The organism is Runella sp. CRIBMP (assembly GCF_009905605.1).
Taxonomy (GTDB): domain Bacteria; phylum Bacteroidota; class Bacteroidia; order Cytophagales; family Spirosomataceae; genus Runella.
In genome coordinates, this window is sequence record NZ_JAAAKZ010000005.1 from 189,444 (window position 1) to 213,426 (window position 23,983).

At 44.5% G+C, this 23,983-nt stretch carries 24 protein-coding genes; 12 read left to right on the forward strand and 12 right to left on the reverse strand.

Going from position 1 to position 23,983, the window contains the following annotated elements; genetic code table 11:
* Positions 1-78: 78 nt before the first annotated feature.
* Positions 79-1,848, reverse strand: a complete 1,770-nt coding sequence (locus tag GVN20_RS15690) for a DNA polymerase/3'-5' exonuclease PolX (RefSeq protein WP_166559256.1) — start codon at positions 1,846-1,848, stop codon at positions 79-81.
* 452 nt (positions 1,849-2,300) lie between these two features.
* Between GVN20_RS15690 and GVN20_RS15695 the strand changes: the two genes are divergently transcribed.
* The 3 genes from GVN20_RS15695 to GVN20_RS15705 all read left to right on the forward strand — a co-directional run bounded on the left by GVN20_RS15695 (position 2,301) and on the right by GVN20_RS15705 (position 3,980).
* Positions 2,301-3,251, forward strand: a complete 951-nt coding sequence (locus GVN20_RS15695) for a hypothetical protein (RefSeq protein WP_166559257.1) — start codon at positions 2,301-2,303, stop codon at positions 3,249-3,251.
* Positions 3,252-3,410: 159 nt separating this feature from the next.
* Entirely contained in the window at positions 3,411-3,683 is a 273-nt protein-coding gene (locus tag GVN20_RS15700) for a 2TM domain-containing protein (protein WP_166559258.1), read from the forward strand.
* Between the two features lie 21 nt (positions 3,684-3,704).
* A complete protein-coding gene (locus tag GVN20_RS15705) occupies positions 3,705-3,980 on the forward strand; it encodes a 2TM domain-containing protein (RefSeq protein WP_166559259.1) in 276 nt (91 codons plus the stop codon).
* Positions 3,981-3,994: 14 nt separating this feature from the next.
* Here the strand turns inward: GVN20_RS15705 and ung are convergent, their stop codons facing one another.
* Positions 3,995-4,660: a uracil-DNA glycosylase gene (gene ung / locus GVN20_RS15710; protein WP_166559260.1), complete on the reverse strand. Its 666-nt coding sequence runs from the start codon at positions 4,658-4,660 to the stop codon at positions 3,995-3,997.
* 169 nt (positions 4,661-4,829) lie between these two features.
* Here ung and apaG point away from each other — a divergent pair, with 169 nt between their 5' ends.
* From apaG to GVN20_RS15725, 3 genes are all read left to right on the forward strand, one after another.
* On the forward strand, positions 4,830-5,216 hold the full coding sequence (apaG, locus tag GVN20_RS15715; RefSeq protein ID WP_114069547.1) for a Co2+/Mg2+ efflux protein ApaG: 387 nt from the start codon (positions 4,830-4,832) through the stop codon (positions 5,214-5,216).
* Between the two features lie 146 nt (positions 5,217-5,362).
* Positions 5,363-6,151 carry an O-methyltransferase gene (locus tag GVN20_RS15720; protein ID WP_166559261.1) on the forward strand — a complete coding sequence of 263 codons (789 nt, stop codon included), beginning with the start codon at positions 5,363-5,365 and terminating at the stop codon, positions 6,149-6,151.
* An 82-nt stretch (positions 6,152-6,233) separates the two neighbouring features.
* Positions 6,234-6,671: a MarR family winged helix-turn-helix transcriptional regulator gene (locus GVN20_RS15725; protein ID WP_166559262.1), complete on the forward strand. Its 438-nt coding sequence runs from the start codon at positions 6,234-6,236 to the stop codon at positions 6,669-6,671.
* A 10-nt stretch (positions 6,672-6,681) separates the two neighbouring features.
* Here GVN20_RS15725 and GVN20_RS15730 read toward each other — a convergent pair whose 3' ends face one another.
* Positions 6,682-7,854 (reverse strand): MFS transporter, encoded by a 1,173-nt coding sequence (locus GVN20_RS15730; protein ID WP_206023279.1) that lies wholly within the window; start codon positions 7,852-7,854, stop codon positions 6,682-6,684.
* On the reverse strand, positions 7,823-8,719 hold the full coding sequence (gene fmt / locus GVN20_RS15735; RefSeq protein WP_166559389.1) for a methionyl-tRNA formyltransferase: 897 nt from the start codon (positions 8,717-8,719) through the stop codon (positions 7,823-7,825). Before fmt ends, GVN20_RS15730 begins: the two co-directional genes overlap by 32 nt.
* A 305-nt stretch (positions 8,720-9,024) precedes the next feature.
* Between fmt and greA the strand changes: the two genes are divergently transcribed.
* Both greA and GVN20_RS15745 read left to right on the forward strand, forming a co-directional pair.
* Positions 9,025-9,498, forward strand: coding sequence for a transcription elongation factor GreA (gene greA / locus GVN20_RS15740; RefSeq protein ID WP_013925845.1), 474 nt, complete (start codon positions 9,025-9,027; stop codon positions 9,496-9,498).
* A 276-nt stretch (positions 9,499-9,774) separates the two neighbouring features.
* Positions 9,775-10,260, forward strand: coding sequence for a hypothetical protein (locus GVN20_RS15745; RefSeq protein ID WP_166559264.1), 486 nt, complete (start codon positions 9,775-9,777; stop codon positions 10,258-10,260).
* Positions 10,261-10,321: 61 nt separating this feature from the next.
* Here the strand turns inward: GVN20_RS15745 and ychF are convergent, their stop codons facing one another.
* Positions 10,322-11,419, reverse strand: coding sequence for a redox-regulated ATPase YchF (gene ychF, locus GVN20_RS15750; protein ID WP_166559265.1), 1,098 nt, complete (start codon positions 11,417-11,419; stop codon positions 10,322-10,324).
* Between the two features lie 238 nt (positions 11,420-11,657).
* Positions 11,658-11,978: a DUF3276 family protein gene (locus GVN20_RS15755; RefSeq protein WP_013925848.1), complete on the reverse strand. Its 321-nt coding sequence runs from the start codon at positions 11,976-11,978 to the stop codon at positions 11,658-11,660.
* A 268-nt stretch (positions 11,979-12,246) separates the two neighbouring features.
* On the opposite strand from GVN20_RS15755, the gene GVN20_RS15760 reads away from it, so the two are divergent.
* The 3 genes from GVN20_RS15760 to GVN20_RS15770 are packed head-to-tail and all read left to right on the forward strand — an operon-like array spanning position 12,247 to position 14,834.
* On the forward strand, positions 12,247-12,693 hold the full coding sequence (locus GVN20_RS15760; protein ID WP_166559266.1) for a septal ring lytic transglycosylase RlpA family protein: 447 nt from the start codon (positions 12,247-12,249) through the stop codon (positions 12,691-12,693).
* An 18-nt stretch (positions 12,694-12,711) separates the two neighbouring features.
* Positions 12,712-13,626 carry a DUF58 domain-containing protein gene (locus tag GVN20_RS15765; protein WP_114462109.1) on the forward strand — a complete coding sequence of 305 codons (915 nt, stop codon included), beginning with the start codon at positions 12,712-12,714 and terminating at the stop codon, positions 13,624-13,626.
* Positions 13,627-13,679: 53 nt separating this feature from the next.
* The gene (locus GVN20_RS15770) at positions 13,680-14,834 is read left to right on the forward strand and encodes a hypothetical protein (protein ID WP_166559267.1); all 1,155 of its coding nucleotides are present in this window, start codon (positions 13,680-13,682) and stop codon (positions 14,832-14,834) included.
* 148 nt (positions 14,835-14,982) lie between these two features.
* On the opposite strand, the gene GVN20_RS15775 is transcribed toward GVN20_RS15770, so the two are convergent.
* From GVN20_RS15775 to GVN20_RS15785, 3 genes are all read right to left on the reverse strand, one after another.
* Entirely contained in the window at positions 14,983-16,179 is a 1,197-nt protein-coding gene (locus tag GVN20_RS15775) for a DUF5009 domain-containing protein (protein WP_166559268.1), read from the reverse strand.
* A gap of 18 nt (positions 16,180-16,197) precedes the next feature.
* Positions 16,198-17,307 carry a family 20 glycosylhydrolase gene (locus tag GVN20_RS15780; RefSeq protein WP_166559269.1) on the reverse strand — a complete coding sequence of 370 codons (1,110 nt, stop codon included), beginning with the start codon at positions 17,305-17,307 and terminating at the stop codon, positions 16,198-16,200.
* Between the two features lie 167 nt (positions 17,308-17,474).
* A complete protein-coding gene (locus GVN20_RS15785; RefSeq protein WP_166559270.1) occupies positions 17,475-19,295 on the reverse strand; it encodes an alpha-amylase family protein in 1,821 nt (606 codons plus the stop codon).
* Positions 19,296-19,359: 64 nt separating this feature from the next.
* Here GVN20_RS15785 and GVN20_RS15790 point away from each other — a divergent pair, with 64 nt between their 5' ends.
* A complete protein-coding gene (locus GVN20_RS15790; RefSeq protein ID WP_166559271.1) occupies positions 19,360-20,484 on the forward strand; it encodes a glycosyltransferase in 1,125 nt (374 codons plus the stop codon).
* Positions 20,485-20,512: 28 nt separating this feature from the next.
* Here GVN20_RS15790 and GVN20_RS15795 read toward each other — a convergent pair whose 3' ends face one another.
* The 3 genes from GVN20_RS15795 to serA all read right to left on the reverse strand — a co-directional run bounded on the left by GVN20_RS15795 (position 20,513) and on the right by serA (position 23,978).
* Positions 20,513-21,127: a heme-copper oxidase subunit III gene (locus GVN20_RS15795; protein ID WP_166559390.1), complete on the reverse strand. Its 615-nt coding sequence runs from the start codon at positions 21,125-21,127 to the stop codon at positions 20,513-20,515.
* 27 nt (positions 21,128-21,154) lie between these two features.
* Positions 21,155-21,967, reverse strand: a complete 813-nt coding sequence (gene ispE, locus GVN20_RS15800) for a 4-(cytidine 5'-diphospho)-2-C-methyl-D-erythritol kinase (protein ID WP_166559272.1) — start codon at positions 21,965-21,967, stop codon at positions 21,155-21,157.
* Between the two features lie 103 nt (positions 21,968-22,070).
* A complete protein-coding gene (serA, locus tag GVN20_RS15805) occupies positions 22,071-23,978 on the reverse strand; it encodes a phosphoglycerate dehydrogenase (protein ID WP_166559273.1) in 1,908 nt (635 codons plus the stop codon).
* Between the last annotated feature and the right edge of the window lie 5 nt (positions 23,979-23,983).

The following is a 23,983-nucleotide window of genomic DNA, read 5'->3' on the forward strand; positions in this document are numbered from 1 at the left end:
TCACCTGATACGTAATCAAAAAGGGAGAAGCGAGTGTTCGCTTCTCCCTTTTTAACTTCTGGTAATTCGCCTTTGCCTCTACCCCTTTTTTCGTTTATCGAGGTAGGCTTCTATTTCCGCCAAGCTCAATGCGTTGAATGTCATCTCTTTGGTCAGGCCACCTTTTCTGGCTACGTTTACGCCGTAATGCATGTCAAAATAGCCTTCTTTTTGGTGGGCATCAGGATTGATACTGAGCATTACCCCTTTATCCATACAATACCTAATCCAACGCCAATCCAAATCCAATCGCCACGGACTCGCGTTGATTTCAATGACTACGCCGTGACGCGCACAAGCCTCAATAATTACCTTATGGTCAATCGGATACCCTTCCCTGGCTAGCAACAACCGCCCCGTGGGATGGCCCAATATCGTAGTGTACGGATTTTCAACCGCCGCCAACAAACGTCCAGTTGCTTTTTCGAGGCTCATGGTGAGGTTACTGTGGACCGACGCCACCACGTAATCAAAGGTTTTCAGCACCTCTTCTGGGTAGTCTAACGAGCCGTCGCCAAGGATATCAGACTCAATTCCTTTTAGGATTTTAAACGGTTTGGAGGCATTAGTAGCCAGCGCCTGATTCAAGCGGTCAATTTCTTCATGCTGCAATTTGACACGGTCGGCCCGGAGGCCATTGGCATAGCTTGCCGTTTGGGAATGGTCTGCAATGCCAAGGTATTCAAATCCTAATTCCTGACAATACCGCGCCATCACTTCTAAGCTGTGCTTCCCGTCGGAATAGGTGCTGTGGTTGTGTAAAATTCCCCGCAGTGCATCCCACGTAATCAGGTCTTCATTTTTATGCTGGGTCAGCCACTCAAATTCACCCAAACCTTCGCGCATTTCGGGCACTACGTACGGCAACCCTGCTTTTTGATAAATGGCTTCGGCAGATTCTTCACGGGAATTGGTATAGGCTACTGCCAACAAAGAAGTCCCCAACGCCGTCGGATGACTTAAATGCGCTTCGGTACTTTCTAAAATAAATCGCTCACTTTCAAACTTATCGGGATATACAAAAACAATTTCTACCTGAATTTCCAGCGTTTTTTTTTGCTCTACTTCTTCGCCCTGTGGTGGCAACTCGGTGGTGGTACTGCGGTCAACAATCTTGCCCCGCCACGTAAAAGGAGATGATATTTTTTCATTTTGCAACAACCACCCTATTTCATTGATTTGACGTATAGCCGCCACAGGCGACTCCGTACCGACCAACACCTGAATCGTTTCAACCGTTTCATTTTTACGCGCTACCTCTCCCGTTATCACCACATTTGGAAAGTATTTCTGAAGCTCATCTCTGATTAACTCCGCCAAAATTGCGGCCTTGTCCATACGAACCTTGCCCATTTGGCTTTGCAAAAACGCCATCGAAGCCAGAATCTTCTGCTGGGTACTTTCGCCGAATCCTTTCAATTTTGCAATTTGACCCGTCTCACACGCTTCTTGCAAGCCCGCAATGGTGTCAATGCCCAATTGTCGCCAGATTGTCCCAATTTTTTTAGCACCAATTCCTTTTATTTTAAACATTTCGAGCACTCCCACGGGCGTTTGAGCCATGAGTTGCTCCAGCTCGTTCAAGCGGCCCGTCTGTACGATTTCCTGAATTTTGGCGGCCATGCTTTTCCCCACACCCGGCAATTGCGTCAATGCGGCGGTCGACAATGTTGCCAATTCTTGGTCATTGAGCCGACTCAGATTAAAAGCCGCCGACGAATAGGTGCGGATTTTAAAAGTATCTGCATCGTGCAGTTCAAGCAATTTGGTCGTCAGTTCAAGGATTTCTACGATTTCGTCGTTAGACATAACTAAAATAAGAATTAAGGATGTTTACTTATTGCGAGGGTTTTTAACCAGCAAAAATATTTGTAAATAAACGCAGATAACCCAAGTAAAAGAAGATTTAACGGTCAAATAATCCCAAAAACACTGCCCCATTAGCGTAGGCTGTCCCTTTATTCATCACCTTTTTCATATTAGTTCAACAGACTCCTTCGTTAGCAACGGTGTAAATTTATCTTTTATAGTACCCAATTAAAGGATAGAACCAGTCATTTTGGGCGAAAAATCAACGATAGTTGCCCATTTTGGGAAAAAAACACCCCACCTTATGCACGATAACCCTCGGAAAAGTTGCAGAAACACCGTGGAACAGAATTTTATAAAAGTATTGCATCACTATCACCCCAAAAATTACGTATGATATATCACTTTACCTTTATTTTAACTCATGTTTCACTAATCAAACAATTACAATTATGGAAAACAATCAGCAAAACAAGGGTACATTCGCTTGGGTAGGACTGGTTATCATGACGTTGGCGGCGGGTGCATTCGGTTTTATGTACTTCGATCAAAAGGGCCAAACTGAAACAAAGGAGGTCGCGATTGTTGAAAAAGCAAAAGAACTGGCGTTTACTCAAACGAAATTAGATTCGGTATCACGTAATTTAGACGCGAAAATCGCCGAAACACAGCAACTTGGTGGCAATATTGAAGAGCTGATGAAAGTAAAGGCTCGACTAGAAGCAGACAAAGCCAACTTGAAGAAAAACTTGCGATTTGAGATTGGTAAATACACCGCAAAAATCAAAGAATACGAGCAATTTCTGGCCGATAAAGACGTCGAACTCGTAAAACTCAGAGAAGAAAATGGTGTATTGGCAGCAACCAATCAAAATTTAAGTACCGAAAATACAGGTCTTAAGACCGAAAAAGAAGCCTTGACTCAGGTAAAACAACAGCTTACCGACTCTGTAATGACTTACAGCAGCCAAAATCGGGAATTGAGCGAAAAAGTTGCCATTGGCGCTGCACTTAAAGCCGAAAATATTAAAGTGCTAGCCGTGACTCCTAAAGGAAAAATTAAAAATGACGACAGCTATAAGGCAAAGCGCGTAGACAAAATCAAATTACAGTTTACCCTGCCCTCTAATCCATTGACGCAGCCAGAAGAAAAAGAGATTTATGTACGTGTACTTGATCCAGATGGCGCCGTAATCTCTGACGAAGCAATGGGCTCGGGCAAATTCAACTGGAAAGGCCAAGAAATGATGTTTACGACCAAAGACCGCGTAGCTTATCAAAATACAAATCAGATGGTTGAAATGACCTATGACAATGCACAACGCTTTCGCCCAGGTAAATACAGCGTGGAAGTATATTCGGAAGGATTCCGCATTGGCTCAAGCAATTTCACGATTAAATAACTTGACAAGGCAATTGACTCTTTAAAAAGGCTGATTCATCTTCTTGAAAGTCAAGTCTGTCAGAATGCGGTTGGGGAACTCCCAACCGCATTTTATTTTTGTTGCATCAGTCAGCCGAAAACAAACAAACGGTTAATCATCCTTAAATCCTGAAATGCAATGGAAACGCAACGCGACCCCCAACTTTGGAAAATGGCAAAAGCAAGAGCTTCGTTCAAAAGCCACCTTTATGTGTACCTTTTTGTCAACGCTAGCCTTTGGGCATTGTGGGCCTTTGGCCTAGTGTGGAGCCGTGGCAATACCTATCCTTGGCCCGTATGGACATCTTTTGGTTGGGGAATCGGGCTGGTGTCTCATTATTTTTCGGTGTACACTTACAGTGAAAAAAACATGGTAGAACGCGAATATCAGAAGCTTTTGAACAAAGAATGACAACTTTAACCCTGCTTTTAGATGAAACCTCGTGACGAAAAGCTCTGGAGAATCGCCAAGCGAAGGGCCCATTTCCAGCGCGATTTAATGTCTTATCTGTTCACAAACGCCATTTTAATCACTATTTGGTACCTTACTTCTGGAACCAAGAGTCATTTTTGGCCAGGTTGGGTACTTGTTTTTTGGGGTATTGGCCTCGTCACCCAATATTACCGCGCCTATATCCGCCCCAACGACGATGACCTCGCCGAACAAGAATATCAAAAGCTCTTGAAAGAAAAACAGAATGGTTTATAAAATTGCTCAATCACTTACCATTCAATCTCCTGCAACCCTCTCGCTTTCAAATAATTATTTGCTTGACTAAAGTGATTATTGCCAAACCATCCACCAGAGTTGGCCGACATCGGCGAAGGGTGTTTTGATTTCAGCACAAAATGTTTTTTTGGGTCAATGATTCTGCCTTTGTCCTGCGCGTATCTTCCCCACAGCAAAAAGACCAGCCCCTCTTTATCGTCGTTTAAATGACGAATAACGGCATCAGTGAACTGTTCCCAGCCGTGCCCTTGATGAGACCCCGGTTTGCCTTCCTGCACGGTAAGCGTGGCATTGAGGAGCAGTACTCCCTGCTCAGCCCACCGCTCCAAGTTTCCGCTGCGCGGAAAAGGCTTACCCAAGTCATTTTGGATTTCTTTGAAAATATTAATGAGCGAAGGAGGGATAGTAACACCGTCGTTGACCGAAAAACAAAGCCCGTTGGCTTGCCCTCTACCATGGTAAGGGTCTTGCCCTAAAATGACCGCTTTGGTTTTGTCAAAAGGGCATTTATCAAATGCGTTAAACATCAGTTTACCAGGCGGGTAGATTTGCTGGGTTTTATACTCCTGCCGCACATACGCCACCAAATCGGCAAAATAAGGCTTTTCAAATTCGGTCTGCAATCGAGCCTTCCAAGAAGCTTCAATCTTAATATCCATACAAAATAATGACGGGTTGAAAATTTATGGTTTAAAATGACCCCATGCCTAAAACAGTATGGCAACACTGTTCGTTGTAAGCATTGAGATACTTTTTTGACAAAGATTTGGTTTTTTTAACGATTAAAACCTAATTTTGGTTATAAAGTTAGTAAAGCTTCATAAAACCATGACATCCGCGATTACAGAAGGCGTTCGAGTAAGCGTTTTGACGCAATATCAGCCCGAATATTCGAGCCCGATGCAGGCCCATTTTGTGTTTACGTACCGCATTACCATCGAAAATCACAGCGAGCATACAGTACAATTGTTGCGTCGGCACTGGTTCATTCACGACTCAAACGGCACCGTTCGGGAAGTAGAAGGCGAAGGTGTAGTAGGCCAACAACCCGTGCTTGAGCCCGGCGAAGTTCACGAATACGTATCGGGCTGCAACCTCCGCACCAGCATGGGGAAAATGGGCGGCACTTACCTGATGGAGCGCATCATGGACGGCAAACAATTTAACGTAACGATACCCGAGTTTACGATGATTGCCCCCTATCGTCTCAATTAGGCCTCATTAGATCTCCGTCACAATCTCAAACACTGTGTAAAGAAAACCGAAAAGAAAAAATCTAATGAACTGCAAATAAGCCATTTACCCTTTTGCAGTTTTCATTTTGCAGTTTTCCATTTTTTGGTTACTAAACCTCCCCCATTTTGTTCCTTAGTCCTATTTTTCGCTATTTTTTTACTGCCCAAAACGAACACGGCCTTCATTCTCCTTTTGTATTCGATCTATATCTAAATACAATCAAAAAAGACACTTTAAAGCCTCGTTTTGAAGCCATTGAAGCGCTGCGCAACGAAATGCTTCAAAGCCGTGAAACCCTCACCATCACCGATTTTGGGGCGGGTTCAAAGGTGAATGCTTCCCCCATTAGGGAAGTGCGCGACGTGGCAAAACACTCAAAAAAATCAGCTCAGTTGGGGCGGCTTTTCTACCGACTGATTCAGCATTTTAATTATTCCACGATTTTTGATTTGGGAACATCATTGGGCCTGACCACCCTCTACTTGGCATCTGCCAAGCCCGATGCACACATTTTTACCTTTGAAGGATGCCCCGAAACGGCCAATTTGGCCCGACGTAATTTCAAAAAAATTGACGCGTTGGCCCCGATTGAAGTCATTGTCGGAAATTTAGACGAAACCCTGAATGCTCAGGTAGCCGCTACCCCTAGCATCGACTTTGCCTTTTTTGACGCCAATCATCGGTACGAGCCTACCGTCCGCTACTTCGAAACCTGCCTGACCAAAGCCCACGAAAACAGCCTCTTTGTATTTGATGATATTCATTGGTCGCCAGAGATGGAAGCCGCATGGCAGTATATCACCCAACATTCGTCCGTTACGGTCACGATTGATTTGTTTTCGGTCGGGTTGGTTTTCTTCCGAAAAAAACAACCCAAACAAAATTTCGTATTGCGTTGGCGATTTTGGCGTTAGGTTTGCTCTTTTAAAAATCCTATCTTAATTTGCAGAGCAATTATTAGCAGGCTAATACTTTAACCTTTTGTATGATTAACTCATGACTCACCCTTCCGATTCTCGTGCTTATTTTTTCAAAATTGATACTACCATCAAGAAAATCCGCAGCGTTTTACAAAAACGTTTCAACGATTCGGGCTTTGACTTGACGGTGGACCAATGGGTATTGATTGACCACGTAGCCCGAAATCAAGGAATAAGTCAAAATATGTTAGCCGAGCTCACCACCAAAGACGCCCCCACGGTGACGCGTATTTTGGATTTGCTCGTAAAAAAAGGACTGGTAGAGCGCCGTATGTCGGACGAAGATCGCCGTAAATTCAACATTTTTTTGATGCCCGAAGGTGCCAAAACATTTGAGATGGTTTTGCCCGTGGTCAAAGAAATCCGTCGTCAAGGCTGGGGAGAACTTAACGAAGAAGACTACGCCCATTTTGTTAGAATTATGGACTCTATCTATCAGAATTTCAGCGAATAACAGCTTTCTTCTAAGTTTCAATTTTTCGGCCCAAAACCACCATTACTCCAAACAGTAGCACCACAAACACCAACGCGGCCCGCAATCCCTGCGAGTCTGCCAGAAACCCAATGACTGGCGGCCCAAACAAAAAACCAAAATAGCCCAGCGTACTCACCATAGCCAATCCTACGCCGTTGGGTAAGGATGTGTTGTGACCAGCGTTGCTGTAAATAATGGGAATAACGGTTGACAGCCCCAAGCCCACCAAAAAAAGGCCCCCGATGGCCACCCACACGGAGGGAATCATCAAAGCAACCACCAAGCCGAGCATTGCCAAAGCAGAATTTGCCAAAATAAGGCGTTTATCTCCAAAAACTGTTCGGATTTTATCCCCTCCGAAACGCCCAATTGTCATGGCAGCCGAAAACGCCGACAAGCCAAGTGGTGCCATCGCGGCATTGGTTTGGAGAACATTCTTGAGGTAATTGGTGCTCCAATCGGCCATTGCGCCCTCCCCCAACATGGCACAAAACGCAATCAGGCCCATAAAAAGCATGGAGCGGTCAGGTAACCGAAAAGCCACGCCTTCGTTCGATGGTTTGACCGTATCAGGAATCAAAAAGAATACACAAACCACCGCCACCACCAACGACCCCGCCGATACGACCGTAAAGTGAAACGTGGTGGTAAATGGAACAAAAAAAGAACCACTCAATGCACCAAGCATCATTCCTACGCTGAAAATGGCGTGAAAAGAAGACATCATCAGGGCATTGTAGCGTTGCTCAATCGCCACCGCTTGGGCGTTCATTGCGACATCCAGCGCCCCCATAAATGCCCCAATTATGTAAAAAAAGACCGCTATGTGCCATTTTAAGGACAGCAACGGAAACAGAAATAACGAACAGCAAAACAGCAAAAGCGACAGCGTGGTGGCAAATTTGCTGCCACGACGCGCAATGAGCCAACCCGTGAGCGGCATTGACGTAAGTGAGCCCACTGCTACACAAAGGAGCATCAGGCCCAAAGTGCTGTTATTGAGCGAAAAAAGTGTTTGAATACTGGGTAATCGGGTACTCCAATTGGTATAAATAAATCCACAAATGAAGAAGATCAAACTGACGGATATTCGACTCGGAGGCATGAAGATGTAGGTTAAGAAAATGAAATTATAGTTTAGCACCACGTAGGAATTCTTCAATTCCCATTCGTTTTTTTCCTTCTAGTTGTAACTCCTCAATCGCCAGCCAACCATGACCGGTCTTGAAATGAAGAAATGATTTATTATCGGTCACAAAATCTCCGATTTCCCGCTCACTGGATTCTTGATTGGCCACTGATGCCTTATACACTTTACAGGTTTTTCCATTCAGGGTAGTCCAAGCAGTTGGATACGGCGATAATCCACGCACAAAGTTGCGGATAGCAGAGGCTGATTGCGTCCATTGGATTTCGCAAGTTTCCTTAAAAATTTTGGGGGCACTTTTCAACACCTCAACCTCAGGTTGTGGAATTTGGGGATAATTGCCACGCTCCACCGCCTGCACCGTTTTGACGACCAAATCCGCTCCTTTTTGCATCAAACGCTCGTAAAGGGTACCTACCGTATCATTTTCATGAATTGGCTCGGTTTCCTGAAAAATAATTTGACCTGTATCTATCTCGTGTTGTAGAAAAAAAGTAGTTACGCCCGTTTGCGTTTCGCCGTTGATGATGGCCCAATTGATGGGGGCCGCCCCTCTATACTGCGGCAAAAGCGACGCATGAAGGTTAAATGTGCCTTTGGGAGGCATATTCCAAACAACTTCGGGCAACATTCGAAAAGCCACCACGACCTGTAAATCGGCCTGGTAGCTCCGCAATTCCTCCAAAAAATCGGGGTTTTTAAGTTTTTCGGGCTGAAGAACAGGAATCCCCTGCGTTAAGGCGTACTGCTTCACGGGCGAAGGCGTCAATATCAAACCGCGTCCAGCGGGTTTATCGGGGGCGGTCACCACCGCCACCACATTTGAGCCACTTTCCACGAGCTTTTGAAGACTGCTCACCGCAAATTCGGGTGTGCCCATAAAAATAATCCGAAGACCTGTCATAAGAAATTAATTTCTACGTTTAAAGTAGTACAATAAGGCTATTTTTTAGGATAAAGCCTTTGGAGATATTGATTTCAGTTGCAAATATTGCTAATTTTGTGATTCAATTCTCGACTATGAACCGACACGACGAATACTTTTCGGTCTTGCTGAAGAAGTGACAGATTCTACCATCCTTTTGTAGAGCGGTCATTTCACCGTTCTTTTTTTTTGTCCATAGTCCCAGAAATTTCTTTACCACTAACAAATATTCTATAACAATTAACGTACAGTAAAGCAAAATGGCTAAAATACAGTACTACACCGAAGAAGGTCTCAACAAGCTTAAGGCTGAGTTGCAGGACTTAAAAACGCGGGGCCGACAAGAAATAGCAAGAGCAATAGCTGAAGCTCGCGATAAGGGTGATTTAAGCGAAAATGCCGAGTATGATGCCGCCAAAGAAGCACAGGGATTGCACGAAGCAAAAATCTCTAAGTTAGAAGAAGTCTTGGGCAATGCCCGCATCCTCGACGAATCGTCAATCGATACGTCGCAGGTGGCGGTGTTGTCTAAAGTCAAGATAAAAAACCGTAAAAACAACGCCGTTGTAACCTACACCCTCGTGTCTGAAGAAGAAGCCGATTTGAAACTCGGAAAAATCTCCGTTGGCTCTCCCATCGGCAAAGGTCTGCTCGGAAAAAAGGTCGGCGATGTAGCCCAATTTCAGGTTCCTGCGGGAGCTATGGAGTTTGAAGTATTAGAAATATCACGGTAGACCTCAAAATACCCCAGTTACGTGCTGGCATAGATTTTGAACTAAAAGTGGGCAGGCTTCCAAAAGCTGCCCACTTTTTTTATTCCCAAACAAAATTTCTTATTTTAGATAATTAGTTTCAAAAACAAACCATTTATTCGTTTTTTTTGCTAAATACTGCCAAATATAATTTGGCTAACGGTGGTTTATGGATTTTTACTGTGTTTTCAAGTAAAATTACTTTAAAAACACACTTGATAAAATCTCAAAATAATTAAATATATTCTAAAAAAAATTATGATAAATGAGTTTTACTTACAAGATTTGCTCAACAAAGCGCGTTTATTGAGTAATATCGCTAAGTATTCCAAAATCAGAAAAAGTAAAATGAATTATCAGCCACCAGTATATTTGACTCCTCATTTATACATGACCAACGAAGAAGTTGCGATTGTAGATGGATTGGTAGACCATCAGGAAATGCCAAAACAATTTGATTCAAATCGAGTCATTACCTATTTTGAAGGGCAAGATTTTTGCCTTGTTCTCTACTTTGCTGACCTTAAAGACCGAGGCTTTCAGAAGTATGTTGTCAGTGATTTTTCGGTAAATGTCGAAGAAATGTGGATGCTCTCCAATTCACTTACGCAAATGATTGGAGAAGGCATCAATGTGCATCTACTCAGTCAAGCCAAAAATCGCGTCGATAACATGATTCACATGTCAGGTACTTTTCGGGCGTTGTTTGGTAAGAAAAAAGCGGAAGAAACCGACGATTGGTAAACTATAAAACGTCGAAAATGAACGTCGGCGAGGATGCGTAGCCCTCACCGACGTTAAATAATTATACGTTAAAACGGAAGTGCATGATATCGCCATCTTGCACCACGTATTCTTTTCCTTCTACCGAAATCTTACCGGCATCGCGGCAGGCCGCCTCGGTTTTGTACTTTTCGTAATCGCTCAGTTTAATGACTTCGGCCCGAATAAAACCCTTCTCAAAGTCAGTGTGAATAACCCCAGCGGCTTGCGGTGCTTTCCAGCCCCGCTGAATGGTCCACGCCCGTACTTCTTTGACGCCCGCCGTAAAGTACGTAATCAGATTTAAGATGTGATACGACGCCCGAATCAATCTATTCAGACCAGATTCTTTCAAACCGTATTCTTCCAAAAACACAGCGCGCTCTTCGGGGTCTTCCATTTCGGCAATTTCTGATTCAATGGCTGCGCAAAGTACAATCACTTCGGCATTTTCTTCGGCCACGGCCGCTTTCAATTGGTCCACGTATTCATTGCCGTTGATGATGGCCGATTCGTCGACGTTTGCCACATAAATAACCGGCTTGATGGTCAACAATTGCAAGTCAGCAATCGCCGCTTTTTCGTCTTCCGTAAGCCCTACTGCCCTTACGCTTTTACCGTGTAGCAAGGCATTTTTCACGCGCGTTATGATTTCAAGCTCGACCTTGGCTTTGGCATCTCCAACGCGGGCCGCTTTCTCAACCCGCGCAAATTTCTTCTCGATGGAATCCAAATCTTTCAATTGAAGCTCTAAATCAATGATTTCTTTATCGCTGACGGGATTGACGCGCCCTTCTACGTGTACGATGTTATCATCGGCAAAGCAACGAACCACGTGGATAATGGCATCCACTTCCCGGATATTGGCCAAAAACTGATTCCCTAGGCCTTGACCTTTGCTCGCCCCCCTTACGAGGCCGGCAATGTCAACGATTTCAACGATGGTTGGCACCATACGCTGTGGATTCACCAGGCCTTCCAAGACTTTCATCCGCTCGTCGGGTACTTCTACCACGCCTACGTTGGGTTCAATGGTACAGAAGGGATAATTGGCTGCTTCAGCCTTTGCACTTGACAATGCACTAAAAAGGGTGGATTTGCCCACATTTGGCAATCCGACAATACCACATTGGAGAGACATTCCGGGAGTTTTGAGTTTTGAGTTTTGAGTTGCGGGTTAGACAGAAAGTTCATCAATAGGCAAATGCCTTATCTTCAACTTCATTTCCAACGACCTCTCCTCCCTCATTATGAACAAATAATAATATAACTCACTTAAGTGAGGCTGCAAAATTAGTACATTTAGACGTACCTACAAAACCAAAAGGCCTCCGGTAGATACCAGAGGCAAGTTATTGGATACTTTTAGAAAACAGGTATTACTCCCACTTCAAATCGCTACCGCTATAATCTTCTTCCTCACGTACGGCGTACTGCGAGAAATCAATATTTGGCATTAATTCTGTTTTGATGTGATTTACGGTGTCTTGAAGTGCGTCAACAAATTTGTCGAAATCTTCTTTGTAGAGAAACATCTTGTGTTTTTCATACGCAAATCCGTCTCCCTGAGGAAAACGGCGACTCTCAGTGATTGTAAGATAATAATCATTGGAACGAGTCGAACGCACATCAAAAAAGTAGGTTCTTTTGCCGGCTTTTACGCGCTTAGAGTAGATTTTTTCTCGGTCTTTATCTTCCACTATACTTAGTAGGTTTAGAGTTTTAGCAAACGCTAAAGTACATGTTTTGTTGTTGCCTTTCAAAATTTTTGTAAAATAAAGTTACCAACTTTTACGTTGATAAAAACATGCCTTTTAAAATTGGTTTTGTAAAAAACATAGATTATATTAAATTTGTGCCTTATTATCAACCTATAACCCTTTTTTAGGTTGCATTTTTTTGAGTAGGCTTCGAGGTGAAAGCTCTGTGGAAATCATTCTTTTAGTGGAATTAAACCCGAAAAAACCTATGTATTATACCCCATTTTATTTAATTTTACTGTTGTCGTTTTTCACATTAAATTCTGCTTCAGCACAATTGTTAGGTAAAGAAGAACAGGGAAAAGCGTCTTTTTACAACAAAATGTTTGACGGTCGGCAGACCTCTTCTGGCGAAAAATTTAACCAGAAAGAATTAACCGCCGCACATCGTTCACTCCCAATCAACACCATGATTGAAGTAACGAATCTATCAAACAATAAATCGGTGATTGTAAGAGTTAATGACCGAGGCCCTTTTCATCATAAACGTCTGATTGACCTGACGCGCGCCGCTGCCGAACACCTAGATTTTATTAAATCTGGTATCGCTTCGGTCAAGCTTCGAGTGGTCGGTATGGAAGGAATGATTTTGCTCGGACAAAATGAAATCATCACCGATACTGGAGATATCATCGAAAAGGCCAATAAACTTTAACCTTTCCCAAAACTGCCAATGAGCACACGAACGCTGGATGTTGCAAGAGTAAGACAATACGGTAATTTAGAGTTTCTAGCTCGGCAGTTGGTTGAAGGTTTTATCACGGGTCTTCATAAGTCTCCCTTCCACGGTTTTTCGGTCGAGTTTGCCGAACACCGACTCTACAATACGGGCGAGAGTACACGGCATATCGACTGGAAAGTGTACGGCAAAACCGACCGGCTGTTTGTAAAACGCTACGAAGAAGAGACCAATCTACGCTGTCACTTGTTGATTGATACGTCGTCGTCGATGTATTATCCTGAGCCTAATCACGATAAGATTACCTTCAGTGCGATGGCAGCGGCGAGCATTGCCAATCTTCTCCAGCGCCAGAAAGACGCCGTCAGTCTGTGTACTTTTTCGGATACAATTGAAATTCAGACGCCGATTAAATCAACTCCTTCCCACGTCCATAAGATTTTTTTGGACTTGGAAGGGATTCTTCAAAAACCCAAAGAACAGCGCAAAACGGCCGTGGCTGATGTGCTACACTTGATTGCTGAGAAAATCCACAAACGGTCGCTGGTTGTCATTTTCAGCGATATGTTTGAAGATATTAATCAAACAGAGCGCATTTTTTCGGCCATGCAGCACCTGCGTCACAACCTGCACGAAGTACTGTTGTTTCACGTTACTGACCGTCGCACCGAAGAAGAATTTGCGTTTGATGACCGTCCGTACGAGTTCATCGATTTGGAATCGGGAGAAAAAGTAAAAGTTCAGCCCGGACAAGTCAAAAAGCAGTACCAAGAAGCGGTCAAAAAATATTATCAGGAGTTAAAATTAAAATGCGGTCAGTATAAAATTGACTTTATAGAAGCCGACGTAGCCAAAGGCTACGACCAAATCCTGTCGGCTTATTTGGTAAAGAGAAACAAGATGCGTTGAGAAGGGAAATTACCAAAAACCTGTTTATTTTTGCCCCTTTACATCCAACGAATATGAAGCACTCTTTTACCGCCATTTTTGTCTTCCTTCTTTTATTTACGTTTTGTTTTATCGGTTGTAAATCCGCAAAAAAAGCCTTCAAACGCGGTGATTATGATGAATCGGTGCTAAGAGCTGCCGAAAAACTTCGTGACAGCCCAACGAATTCATCTGCTGGAGAGATTCTCAAGCAGGCCTATCCATTGGCACTTCAACAAAACTTGGACGACGTAGCTCGCTACCAAAACGCCCCTGAAGCCTTTCATTTTGAGCCAGTGGTTGACGCCTACGTACGTCTCAATCGGCTATATGATGCCTTGCGCAAATGCCCAGCTTGCGAGCGTTTGGTTACCGTTCGGAGTTTCATTCCAGAAGAACGAGAAGCCCGCGAAAAAGCGGCATCTGAACGTTATGAAGCGGGTATGCTGTCGATGCAGAACAAAGAAAATCGACAGATGGCGCGTCAGGCGTATGAACATTTTGAATCTGCCAACGCCTTGCTCGGCGGCTTTAAAAACGTTCAATCTATGCTGGATGAGTCGTACGAATACGCTTCGTTTAAAGTAGTTGTAGAGCAGGTATTGGTCACCTCGCGGGCGTATCAATTGAGCAACGAATACTTTCAAAATAAGGTCAACGAGTTTTTACAAACCAATAAGCGTCTCAATAAATTTGTACGGTTTTATTCTCCACAAGAGGCCTCAAGTACGCGCCTCAAACCCGACCACGTCATAAAGCTAGAATTTGATGATTTTGTAGTGGGTCAGACCCTCATTCAATCCAATACCGACCTAGTGACCAGCAAAGACTCCGTTAAAGTGGGCGAAACGACCGTTAATGGCAAGAAAATACCAGTTTATAACAAAGTGACGGCCAAACTGACCCGCACCCGTAAATCGGTGCTGTCGTCAGGGTTGTTGGACATGCAAGTGATGGATTTCCGCAACAAGTCGGTGGTAACGCAGGAGAAATTCAGAGGAGATTTTACGTGGGTATGCGAATGGGCCAATTTTAACGGCGATGAGCGTGCTTTGACCGCTGAACAGAAACGTCTATGCAGTGTTCGAGAAATCAACCCTCCGCCCCCACAACAGCTTTTCATTGAGTTCAGTAAGCCCATTTACGACCGCCTTACGAGCAAAATTCGGGATTATTATAAGAATTATTGAGGGGGTATAGCAAAAATTTTGATTGCGTTGGGTTGTGAGCAACCAAGCACACCAACACTGTAAGCAGCCGAGGACACAAGTATTTTCATCAAAAAGCCCCCCTCTGGAAATGATTCCAGAGGGGGGCTTTTTGATAAGAACAAACCGTTTATAGCTTCAATTTGATTCTCATTCTTCCCAAAACTGCCGCAATACCAATCACAATAAAGGCATAAATCAAGGACTTTAGAAGCCCCACTACCCCATAACTGAGCGCTTCGGGCAGGCGGAACGGCAGTAAATTGGCCACGCTGTAATAAACGTAAGGAATCAAATAACACGTCAGCGTGGCAGTTCCCGCGACCTTAATGGGAGCAAACCACTTGGCTTTTCCCCGCAAATCCACCCAAAAATAAATCCCCGCAAACAGCATAAAGGCAATACCACTGCATAAGAACACCCACGTAGGTGTAGCCTGAATTTTAGAAATGATAAAGAAGTTTCTCAACAATAATCCTATCAATACCATAGCCACGCCAATCGTCGTAAAAATGGAAGGAACCTGTATTTTTCTATTTTTTTTGTACAACCATTCCATCAATAGCGTAGCTAACAAGCCCGTCATGGCGAAGGCATGAAAGGCTCCGTTGCCCAATATCCAGTCTTGTGGTCCTGAAGGCCAAAGGGCTTTCAACCACCCCGCATGACCCGCAATCGTAAAAAAAGTAAAAACACCCCAGGCAATAAGTAACCCAATGCTGCTTTTGTAAGCAAATAAATAGAGAATCGCACACGTCAGGTAGGTCCAACCGATAAGGCCCAAAATACCCCACCACTGCGGCCTCATACCTACGAGTGCGTCGGCCTCACCGCTTCTGAAAATATACGCCAGATAACACAGCAATATGATTCCCAAGATTTGTAGCCCAATAAAGAGGTACTTTTGTGCACCCTCACTTTTTGGATACACATTCCAAATCAGGAAAAAGCCCGCAACCATCAAAATCTGAAACCATTCGCTCTCCATACCCGTGGCGGCTGAGTTAATTTCAGGGACATTGACCGTAAAAACTCCCATGATAATCAGGGCAATGGAGCGCAAAATGATATGTTTGAGTATCAGCCCTTGGCTGTCTCCCTTTGCGATGCGGTTTTGAATGGCAAAAGGAATCGCCATTCCCAAAATAAACAGAAAACACGGAAAAATTACATCTGAAAACCCCAGCAAATCCTCATCGGCTTTGGCGTGTTGGAGCCAGTACGGGATTCCTGACAATAACCAAAAATCGTTGACAAAAATCATGAGAAGCATGGTCAGGGCACGAAATGCGTCGATTGACGGTACTCGCTTTAGGGCAACTTGCACGTGAGATATGGGTTTTGTTTATTGGCTTACTTTCTTGATTTCTTCATACATGGTTTTGAAGCAATTGGAAGGCGTATTTTCACCCGCCTTTTCGTTGACTTTTATCCCGTAAAATTCATCCAAAAACGCCCCCGCAGGCGACCATACGGTTTGCATCATGCCAAAAAAGCGCGGTTTCATTTCTTTGGTGGCCGTTGTTCTGAATTTTAGCATGTCATGGGTCTGGGCCACGGCAATTTTTGGTTTTCTCCAAGGGCACGTGATGACGTTGAAGCCTTTCATGGCAAAATACACAGCAGTTTGGTCGGGGCGTTCGTAATGCCAATCGCAAATGACCACGTCTTTGGCAATCAAATCAACCGCCTGATGCGTATTGTTCATGCTTGCCTCCCATTCACCTAGTCCCGTGGTTTTGCCGTCGATGAGGCGGTCGCCCCATATCCAAAGTTTTCGGTCTTTCAAAGCCAAATGATTCCTAATGGCGTTGACTTCTCCCGCAAACAACTCTGCTTTATTGCGGCCGCTGCAACGCGGACATTTATCGTCGCCGATGTAAAAAACTTCGTCCATTCCCGCGTGAAAAGCATTGCTTTCAAAAACATCGCAGATTTCATCGACCAAATCAAACACCACTTTATGCACACCGGGATGCAGGGGGCAGTAGCTTTTGCAGTACAAACCGTCGGCGTTGGGCCACACGTACTTTTCGGGCATTTTTACGTGAGGTGTTTCATCAAATTCAGGATAGACCCTCAGCAGGTTATAAGTCGTTGTAGCCCATGATTGGTGGCCCAGCAAGTTGATTTGTGGAATAATCTGGATGTTATTTTTCCGACAAGCCGCCACCAACTTTTTTACCTCTCGGCGCGACAAAGCAATACTGTCCCGCAACTCGGGGTGGCTTTCAAATTGATAATTAAAATCCACGCGAAGAATCAGCGTATTAACTTGACGGGGAGCCAATTCTTCGTTAATAAATTTAACGAAAGCATCCACTTGCTTCGACTGCGGAGCCCCAATGCAAAAACCCCGAATGGGCAATAAACTATCCAATTTTGTGGACTGTGCCCTCAGAATTGGGCTAAAAAAGGAAAGAAAAAAGAAGAAAGATAAAAGGCGTTTTTTCATTGATGAGAAGGGTTTGGCAAGCAAAGAATCCTGAAAATAAAAGTGAATATAGCCCGCAAGCTACTGCTAACACTTTTCGTAACAAATGGACTTTGTATAAATACATCAGGCTTTTCTCCAACCAAAAAAATCTCGGAGAAAAGCCTGACAAATACGCGCTTTAAGTATTATTTCGATGATTTTATCTCAAAAATCCGAACGCTGTTTTCACTCATGTTGACTGGTACACCCTGCGCGGCTTCGACGGTGAGCGTTTGGGGATGATTAAAAATTTCTGTCAGCGTGTATTTCCCCGTTGCCGAAAGTCCCATTGTTTCCCACGCATGGGCGGGGATTTTGACGGTGGTCTGTGCGCCATTATGCAAATCAAAATTACAAACAATCAACAATTTTTGTTTGTCAGAATGACGCAGGTATACATAGTGTTTGGCGTCGTTGTAACCAGCACTTTGGCCGTTGTTGTTGGCGTACTGCAAGTCGTAAAACGCTCCATTTTGGATGGCATCACTTTTGTTAATCAATTTTAATAAATCAGCGTAAAATTTACGCAGCTTTTGTTGGTCTTCGGTGAGTTTGCCACCGTCAAATTTTCCACCGTTGACCCACGCTTGGTATTCGGGCACGCCCCAATAATCAAACATCGTTGTGCGGCCGTCTTCTCCCGAAAAACCTTCGGCAACGGTGGGTGTCACGCCCACTTCCTGCCCAAAATACAACATCAAAGGCCCCGTATGAAGCGTGGCCGAAACCACCATGGCGGGAATGGCATAAAACGGGTTTTTAGCAAAATACTGGGAGGCAATGCGCTGCTCGTCGTGGTTTTCCAGAAAACGTAGCATTCGATTGGCAAAATCGCCCGATTCTTGTTGCCACACCCGCGTTATATCAGCGGTATGCCCGTGCCCTTCCATCAAGCGGCGCAGCGAATCGTAGAGACCTACTTTGTCGTAGAGGTAATCAAACTTGCCGTTAAAAAGATAATTGCGGTACTCGGCAGGATTGTAGATTTCGGCAATAAAAATCACCGCAGGATTTGCCTTTTTAACTTCAGGAATCACCCACCCCCAAAACTCAAAAGGCACCATTTCGGCCATGTCGCAACGGAAGCCATCGACACCCTTGGCCGCCCAATAGAGCAAAATATCCCGCATTTTGAGCCAAGTACTCGGAATCGGGTCAAAATGACGGCTGCGATTGTTGAGATAATCGACGCCGTAATTTAACTTAACGGTTTCAAACCAGTCATTGATGCTGGGTTTAGCCGAAAACACGTCGTTTCCCGTAGCTTTGGCGGGAAATTCTTCGTACGGAAAAGTTGAAATCCCCGGCGGCACAGGCACGTTGTCGGGAACGAGGAATTTTCGATTGGGCAGGTAGTAAAAATTATTTTGCGGATTAAACGCCTCTTCTACCTTATCGCCTTCCCCAAAGTCTTTTACGCCTTCGGGTTTCATGTCTGACTTATACTGCCGTGCCACGTGATTGGGCACAAAATCAATGATAACTTTCAGATTGGCTTTATGAGAGCGGGCCACCAACGCCTCAAACTCCGCCATTCTATTGCGTACATCTACCGCCAAATCAGGATTGACATCGTAATAATCTTTGATGGCATACGGCGAACCCGCAATTCCCTTCACTACATACGGGTTATCTTTGGGAATTCCGTAGGCCGAATAATCGGTCATGGTGGCATGTTCAATCACCCCAGTGTACCAAACGTGTGAAATACCGAACTTTTTCAGTTCTTTCAGGGCTTTGTCGGTAATGTCATTGAATTTGCCAGTGCCGTTTTCGTCACGCGTGCCGTAAAATTTATTGGTTGAATTCAGGTTACCAAACAGGCGAGTGTAGATTTGATAGAGTACAATTTTGTCAGTCTGAGGTGGGTTCATGCGAGGTTGAGAGTTAGGTGACGGCTGAGCTACTACACTTGTAACAAGCACATTAGCAGCAAGCCACAAAGCGGCTTTTATTGTAGTTTTCATTCATCATAGGTTAAAAAAATAGGTACTTTTTTCAAAAATACGGGGATTCACCCATATTTGCAACATGCACAAACCAACCCCGCGTCCGCGAATTTTATTACTCAGTACGGTTCATACGGCCACAGATCCGCGCATTTCGGGGAAAATTGCTCCAAGCTTATCCACTCATTTTGACCTTTTTGTTGCCTTAGCTGTTGACCAAAACGACCAACGAAAATCTCCGACCAACCAACGTTTTATTGGTCTGCCCTACTTCCGTCAGCTCCTTTGGCGTGTGTTTTTTGTTCACCCCATCGTTCTGTGGAAGTTCCTATTTATCAGGCCGCAAATTGTGCACCTTTTCGTGGCTGAATTGTTGCCGTTGGCTTTTTTGTTTCGGTGGTTGGGGGCTGAAGTGGTGTATGAAGTTCAGGAGAATTTATACAAAAAATTTCCTCTCAAATCGTACAATCGAGGGTGGTTTTTCGAGCGTCTTTTTCGGTATTTCGACCACCAAGCGCGGCACGTATTCAAGTTTGTTTTTACCGAAGATGCCTATTTGAATGAGTACCAAAATCTTAGGAAGCCCCACGCCATTGTTCACAATTTTGCGTCTTCCGAATGGCTTTCATGGCCTTTTCCCGCACCAGATGTCCAACAACCCACCTTTTTTTACGCGGGTGTCATCAGTTTTGAGCGGGCGTTTGATACTCTGTTGCATGCCTTAGTCATTGTGAAAAGGAAACATCCAAGCGTACGGTTGCACCTTTTTGGCCACCTGCGCATTGCACAAAAATCCTTGGAGGAACGAAGCGACTACCGAGCAGTAAAGGAACAATTGATTTTTCACGGATACGCCCCGCAGGATGAAGCGTTTTTGTACGCCCAAAAAGCCCTTGCGGGCATTGCCCTGCTCAAACCCGTCGGCGATTATGTCGATTCTTACCCCACCAAAATGTTTGATTACATGGCCTTGGGCTTGCCCGTTATCACATCCGACTTACCTTTATTGAAGGCGGTTATTGAGCCAAATCAATGCGGTTTTTGCGTTTCTCCCTACGACGCAGAAGCATTGGCCGCCGTAATGCTATCGAGCATTGAAAACCCTAAAACGCTACAAGCAATGGGAATAAATGGTCGTAAAGCCGTTAAAACAACGTATAACTGGGAAAATGAAGCAAAAAAATTACTGGAATTATACAGGCAATAAAGACTAGTCAAACTGTCACTATCGTTCATTACAGCCCGTGATGATACAGCAAAAAGCCGAACAAATACAGCCAAAGCACATCTACAAAATGCCAATAGATAGTAATGAGCTTGATTTTGAGTTGATTGGGAGGGTTAACGCTAAAAACAAAAGCGTCGACATAGTTGCTATTTTTGAGCGACTGATATACGGCCCAACTCAGTACACCAATGCCAATCAAGATATGAAAAATGTGCAATCCAGAAAACAAATAAATGAACCCCGCCGAGGGGTTATTAAGGGTAGAAATACCCGCCTTGATGAGTTGATACCATCCCAAAAACTGAAGAATCACAAACAAAATTCCTAAAAAAAGCGTGGCAGCAATGTACCTTCTAAACTCAGGATAACGATCGGTGCGCAGGCTGTGATTGGCCAAATGTAGCGTGAGACTACTAACCAAAATGGCAACCGTACTGACCCAAAAAAGGCCCGGGAGCGGCACATCTGTCCAGTATACACCTGCCGATTTGCGCATGATGTAGACCGCTAACAGAATCGTAAAAATCAGAACACTCCCTCCAATGCCCAACCAAAGCATAAAGTTGAACGGCTCGCGCCGCTTAGTAAAGCGATTTTCTTTAACGATTGAAGCCTTCCCCATGATGATGCCTGCGTCCAAACGGCTGATTTACGATGTTAACTCTCCTTGCCAAACGGTGTAGTGTGGCAAAATGTTCTGAAAATTGACCTCTTTCTCAAAAATTCCGTAAATTGTTGAACCTGACCCCGTCATAGAGGCGTATTCCGCGCCCTGCTCATACATAAAGTTCTTCAATTCAGGCAAAATCGGATATTTCAGAAATAGACCTCTTTCAAAATCATTCTGTACACAATGACGCCATTCCGACAGCGGGCGTTGCAAAGCTTCCAGCAAATTTACCGAAGGGGCCTGAGGTCTGACCCCCGCATAGGCTTCGGCCGTTGAAATATGAAGATTAGGATAGACCAAAACAATGTATTTCCCCTTGAGAGATAGAGAAATATCGGCAAATTGGTCGCCTTTTTCGTAGCAATAAACGGGTTTGTTTTGAATAAAAAAGGCACAATCACTGCCCAATTTACGCGCATAATTTTCCAATGTCTCCGTTGGAAGTTGTAGATTATAGACTTGATTTAACAACGTAAGTGTAAACGCGGCATCGGCAGAACCACCGCCCATCCCCGCCCCAATCGGAACAATTTTGAGAAGATGCATGGCCAAAGGCGGCAGTGCAAAATCATTTTTGAGCAATTCGTAGGCCTTCACGCACAGGTTCTTGGCGGGGTCGCCAGGAATGTCAATCCCCGACGATGAAAAGCTGAATTCATGGGCGGGAATTACCTCCAGCACATCACTCCAACCCACGGGATAAAAACAAGATTCAAGATTATGAAAACCGTCGGCACGTTTTTCGGTGATATGCAGGCCAATATTGATTTTGGCGTTTGGAAAGACAACCATACTTATAAAAGTGTCTCACGCAGAGCCGCAAAGGAGCGATAAGTTACTGCAGCAAAGTAAACTCTCTGCGTCTTTGCTCCTCTGCTTCTTTGCGTGAATTTATTTAATACAACATCCGAAACTTAATGGTTTCTTCCATGTCCTTGATTTCTTGCACAAAACCGTCAACGTAACTGCGCTCCACATCCATGATAACGTAGCCAATTTGGTCGTTGGTTTTGAGGTATTGTCCCGTTATGTTGACATTGTAGCGAGCAAAAATATTGTTTAGTTTGGCCAATATCCCAGGCACATTGCGGTGTACGTGCAACAGGCGATGAGAGCCTTTCAGCAACGGCAATTGCACTTCTGGAACGTTGACGCTCCCCGTGGTGCTGCCATTGTTTACGTACTCCAACAACCGCTCTGGCACATAATGACCAATGCCCTCCTGTGCCTCTTCGGTGCTACCGCCGATGTGCGGAGTAAGAATGACATTGGGCAGGCCACGCAACTCGCTTTCAAAGGCTTCATTGTTGGTTTTAGGCTCATACGGAAACACGTCTAACCCCGCTCCACTTACTTTACCACTTTTAAGGGCTTCTACCAAGGCTTCCACATCCACTACGTGACCGCGTGCTAAGTTCAGAAACACTACGCCATCTTTCATGAGTCCGAATTCACGTTTGCCAATCACATTTTTATTGTCTTTCCGACCGTCGATGTGCAGGCTCAGCACGTCGGCTACTTGCAACAGTTCATCTAATGACTTGAGTTTCTTGGCGTTGCCAATGGGCATTTTATCCACTACGTCGTAGAAATACACTTCCATCCCCAAGGCCTCTCCAATCACCGACAGCTGCGTACCGATGTGCCCGTATCCCACGAGGCCCAGTTTTTTGCCGCGTACTTCAAAGCTATTATTGGCTGATTTATCCCATTTTCCAGCGTGCATTCCCACACTTTTGGGGAATACGTTCCGAATCAACATAATCATTTCACCCACGGCGAGCTCCACCACCGAGCGGGTATTGCTATAAGGTGCATTGAATACCGCAATCCCTTTTTCGGTCGCGGTTTTCAAGTCTATCTGGTTGGTCCCGATACAAAACGCCCCAATCGCAATCAGGCGCGGAGCATTTTCGAGCACCCGACGTGTCACCATCGTTTTGGAGCGAATCCCTAAGATGGTTACGTCTTTAATTTTCTCAATCAATTCGTCTTCGTCCAGCGCTCCTTTCACAAACTCAACGTTAAACCCTTCACCTTCAAAGGCTTCACGGGCTACGGGGTGAACGTTTTCGAGCAATAAAATCTTAATACGACTCTTAGGATAGGATTGCGAACGGGGAAGGTTGTTCAAAAACAAAAACTCATCCAACGACGGCACAATGTGGTCGGCTACTTTGGTCACTTTTTCCCGTTCAACATTTTCCGTAAACGCATAAAAACGGCTGGCCAAACCCGACTCACGGAGTTCGTAGTCGGTATAACCGTCGCCGATGACACACACCTCGCCTTCAAGGTTGAGAGATTGGAGCAGTTTTACCTTTCCTTTGTCGGTCGAGAGTACATTGTCATTATCGACCCCGATGATGTTGTCCTCGGCATCAAAACGAAATGTATTGGCGTATACGTTTTCTTCTTTGATTCCCAATTCAGTCACAATCGGCACAATAAATTCTTTAAACCCGCTCGACAGAATCAAAATGCTGTCGGCGTAGTCGTGCAAAAAAGCCTGATTCCGCAGGAAGGAATCGGATATTTTGGTACGTAAAAAATCAACTAAAGCATCAATGTGCGAACGATTAGCCTGTAAAAGTTCGATACGACGGCGAAGTCCTTCAGCAAATGACATATCGCCATTCATGGCCGTTTCGGTCAGGTCACGAATCTGTTGTACCACTTTTTCGCGGTTGGGATTGCCGGCAAGAGCAATGTTGGCCAATTCGTCCAAGCCTTCGACCTGCGTAAAGGTGCTATCAAAGTCAATGACGTAATAGGTTTGTTCAATAGTGTTGGTGGTGAGCATTCTGC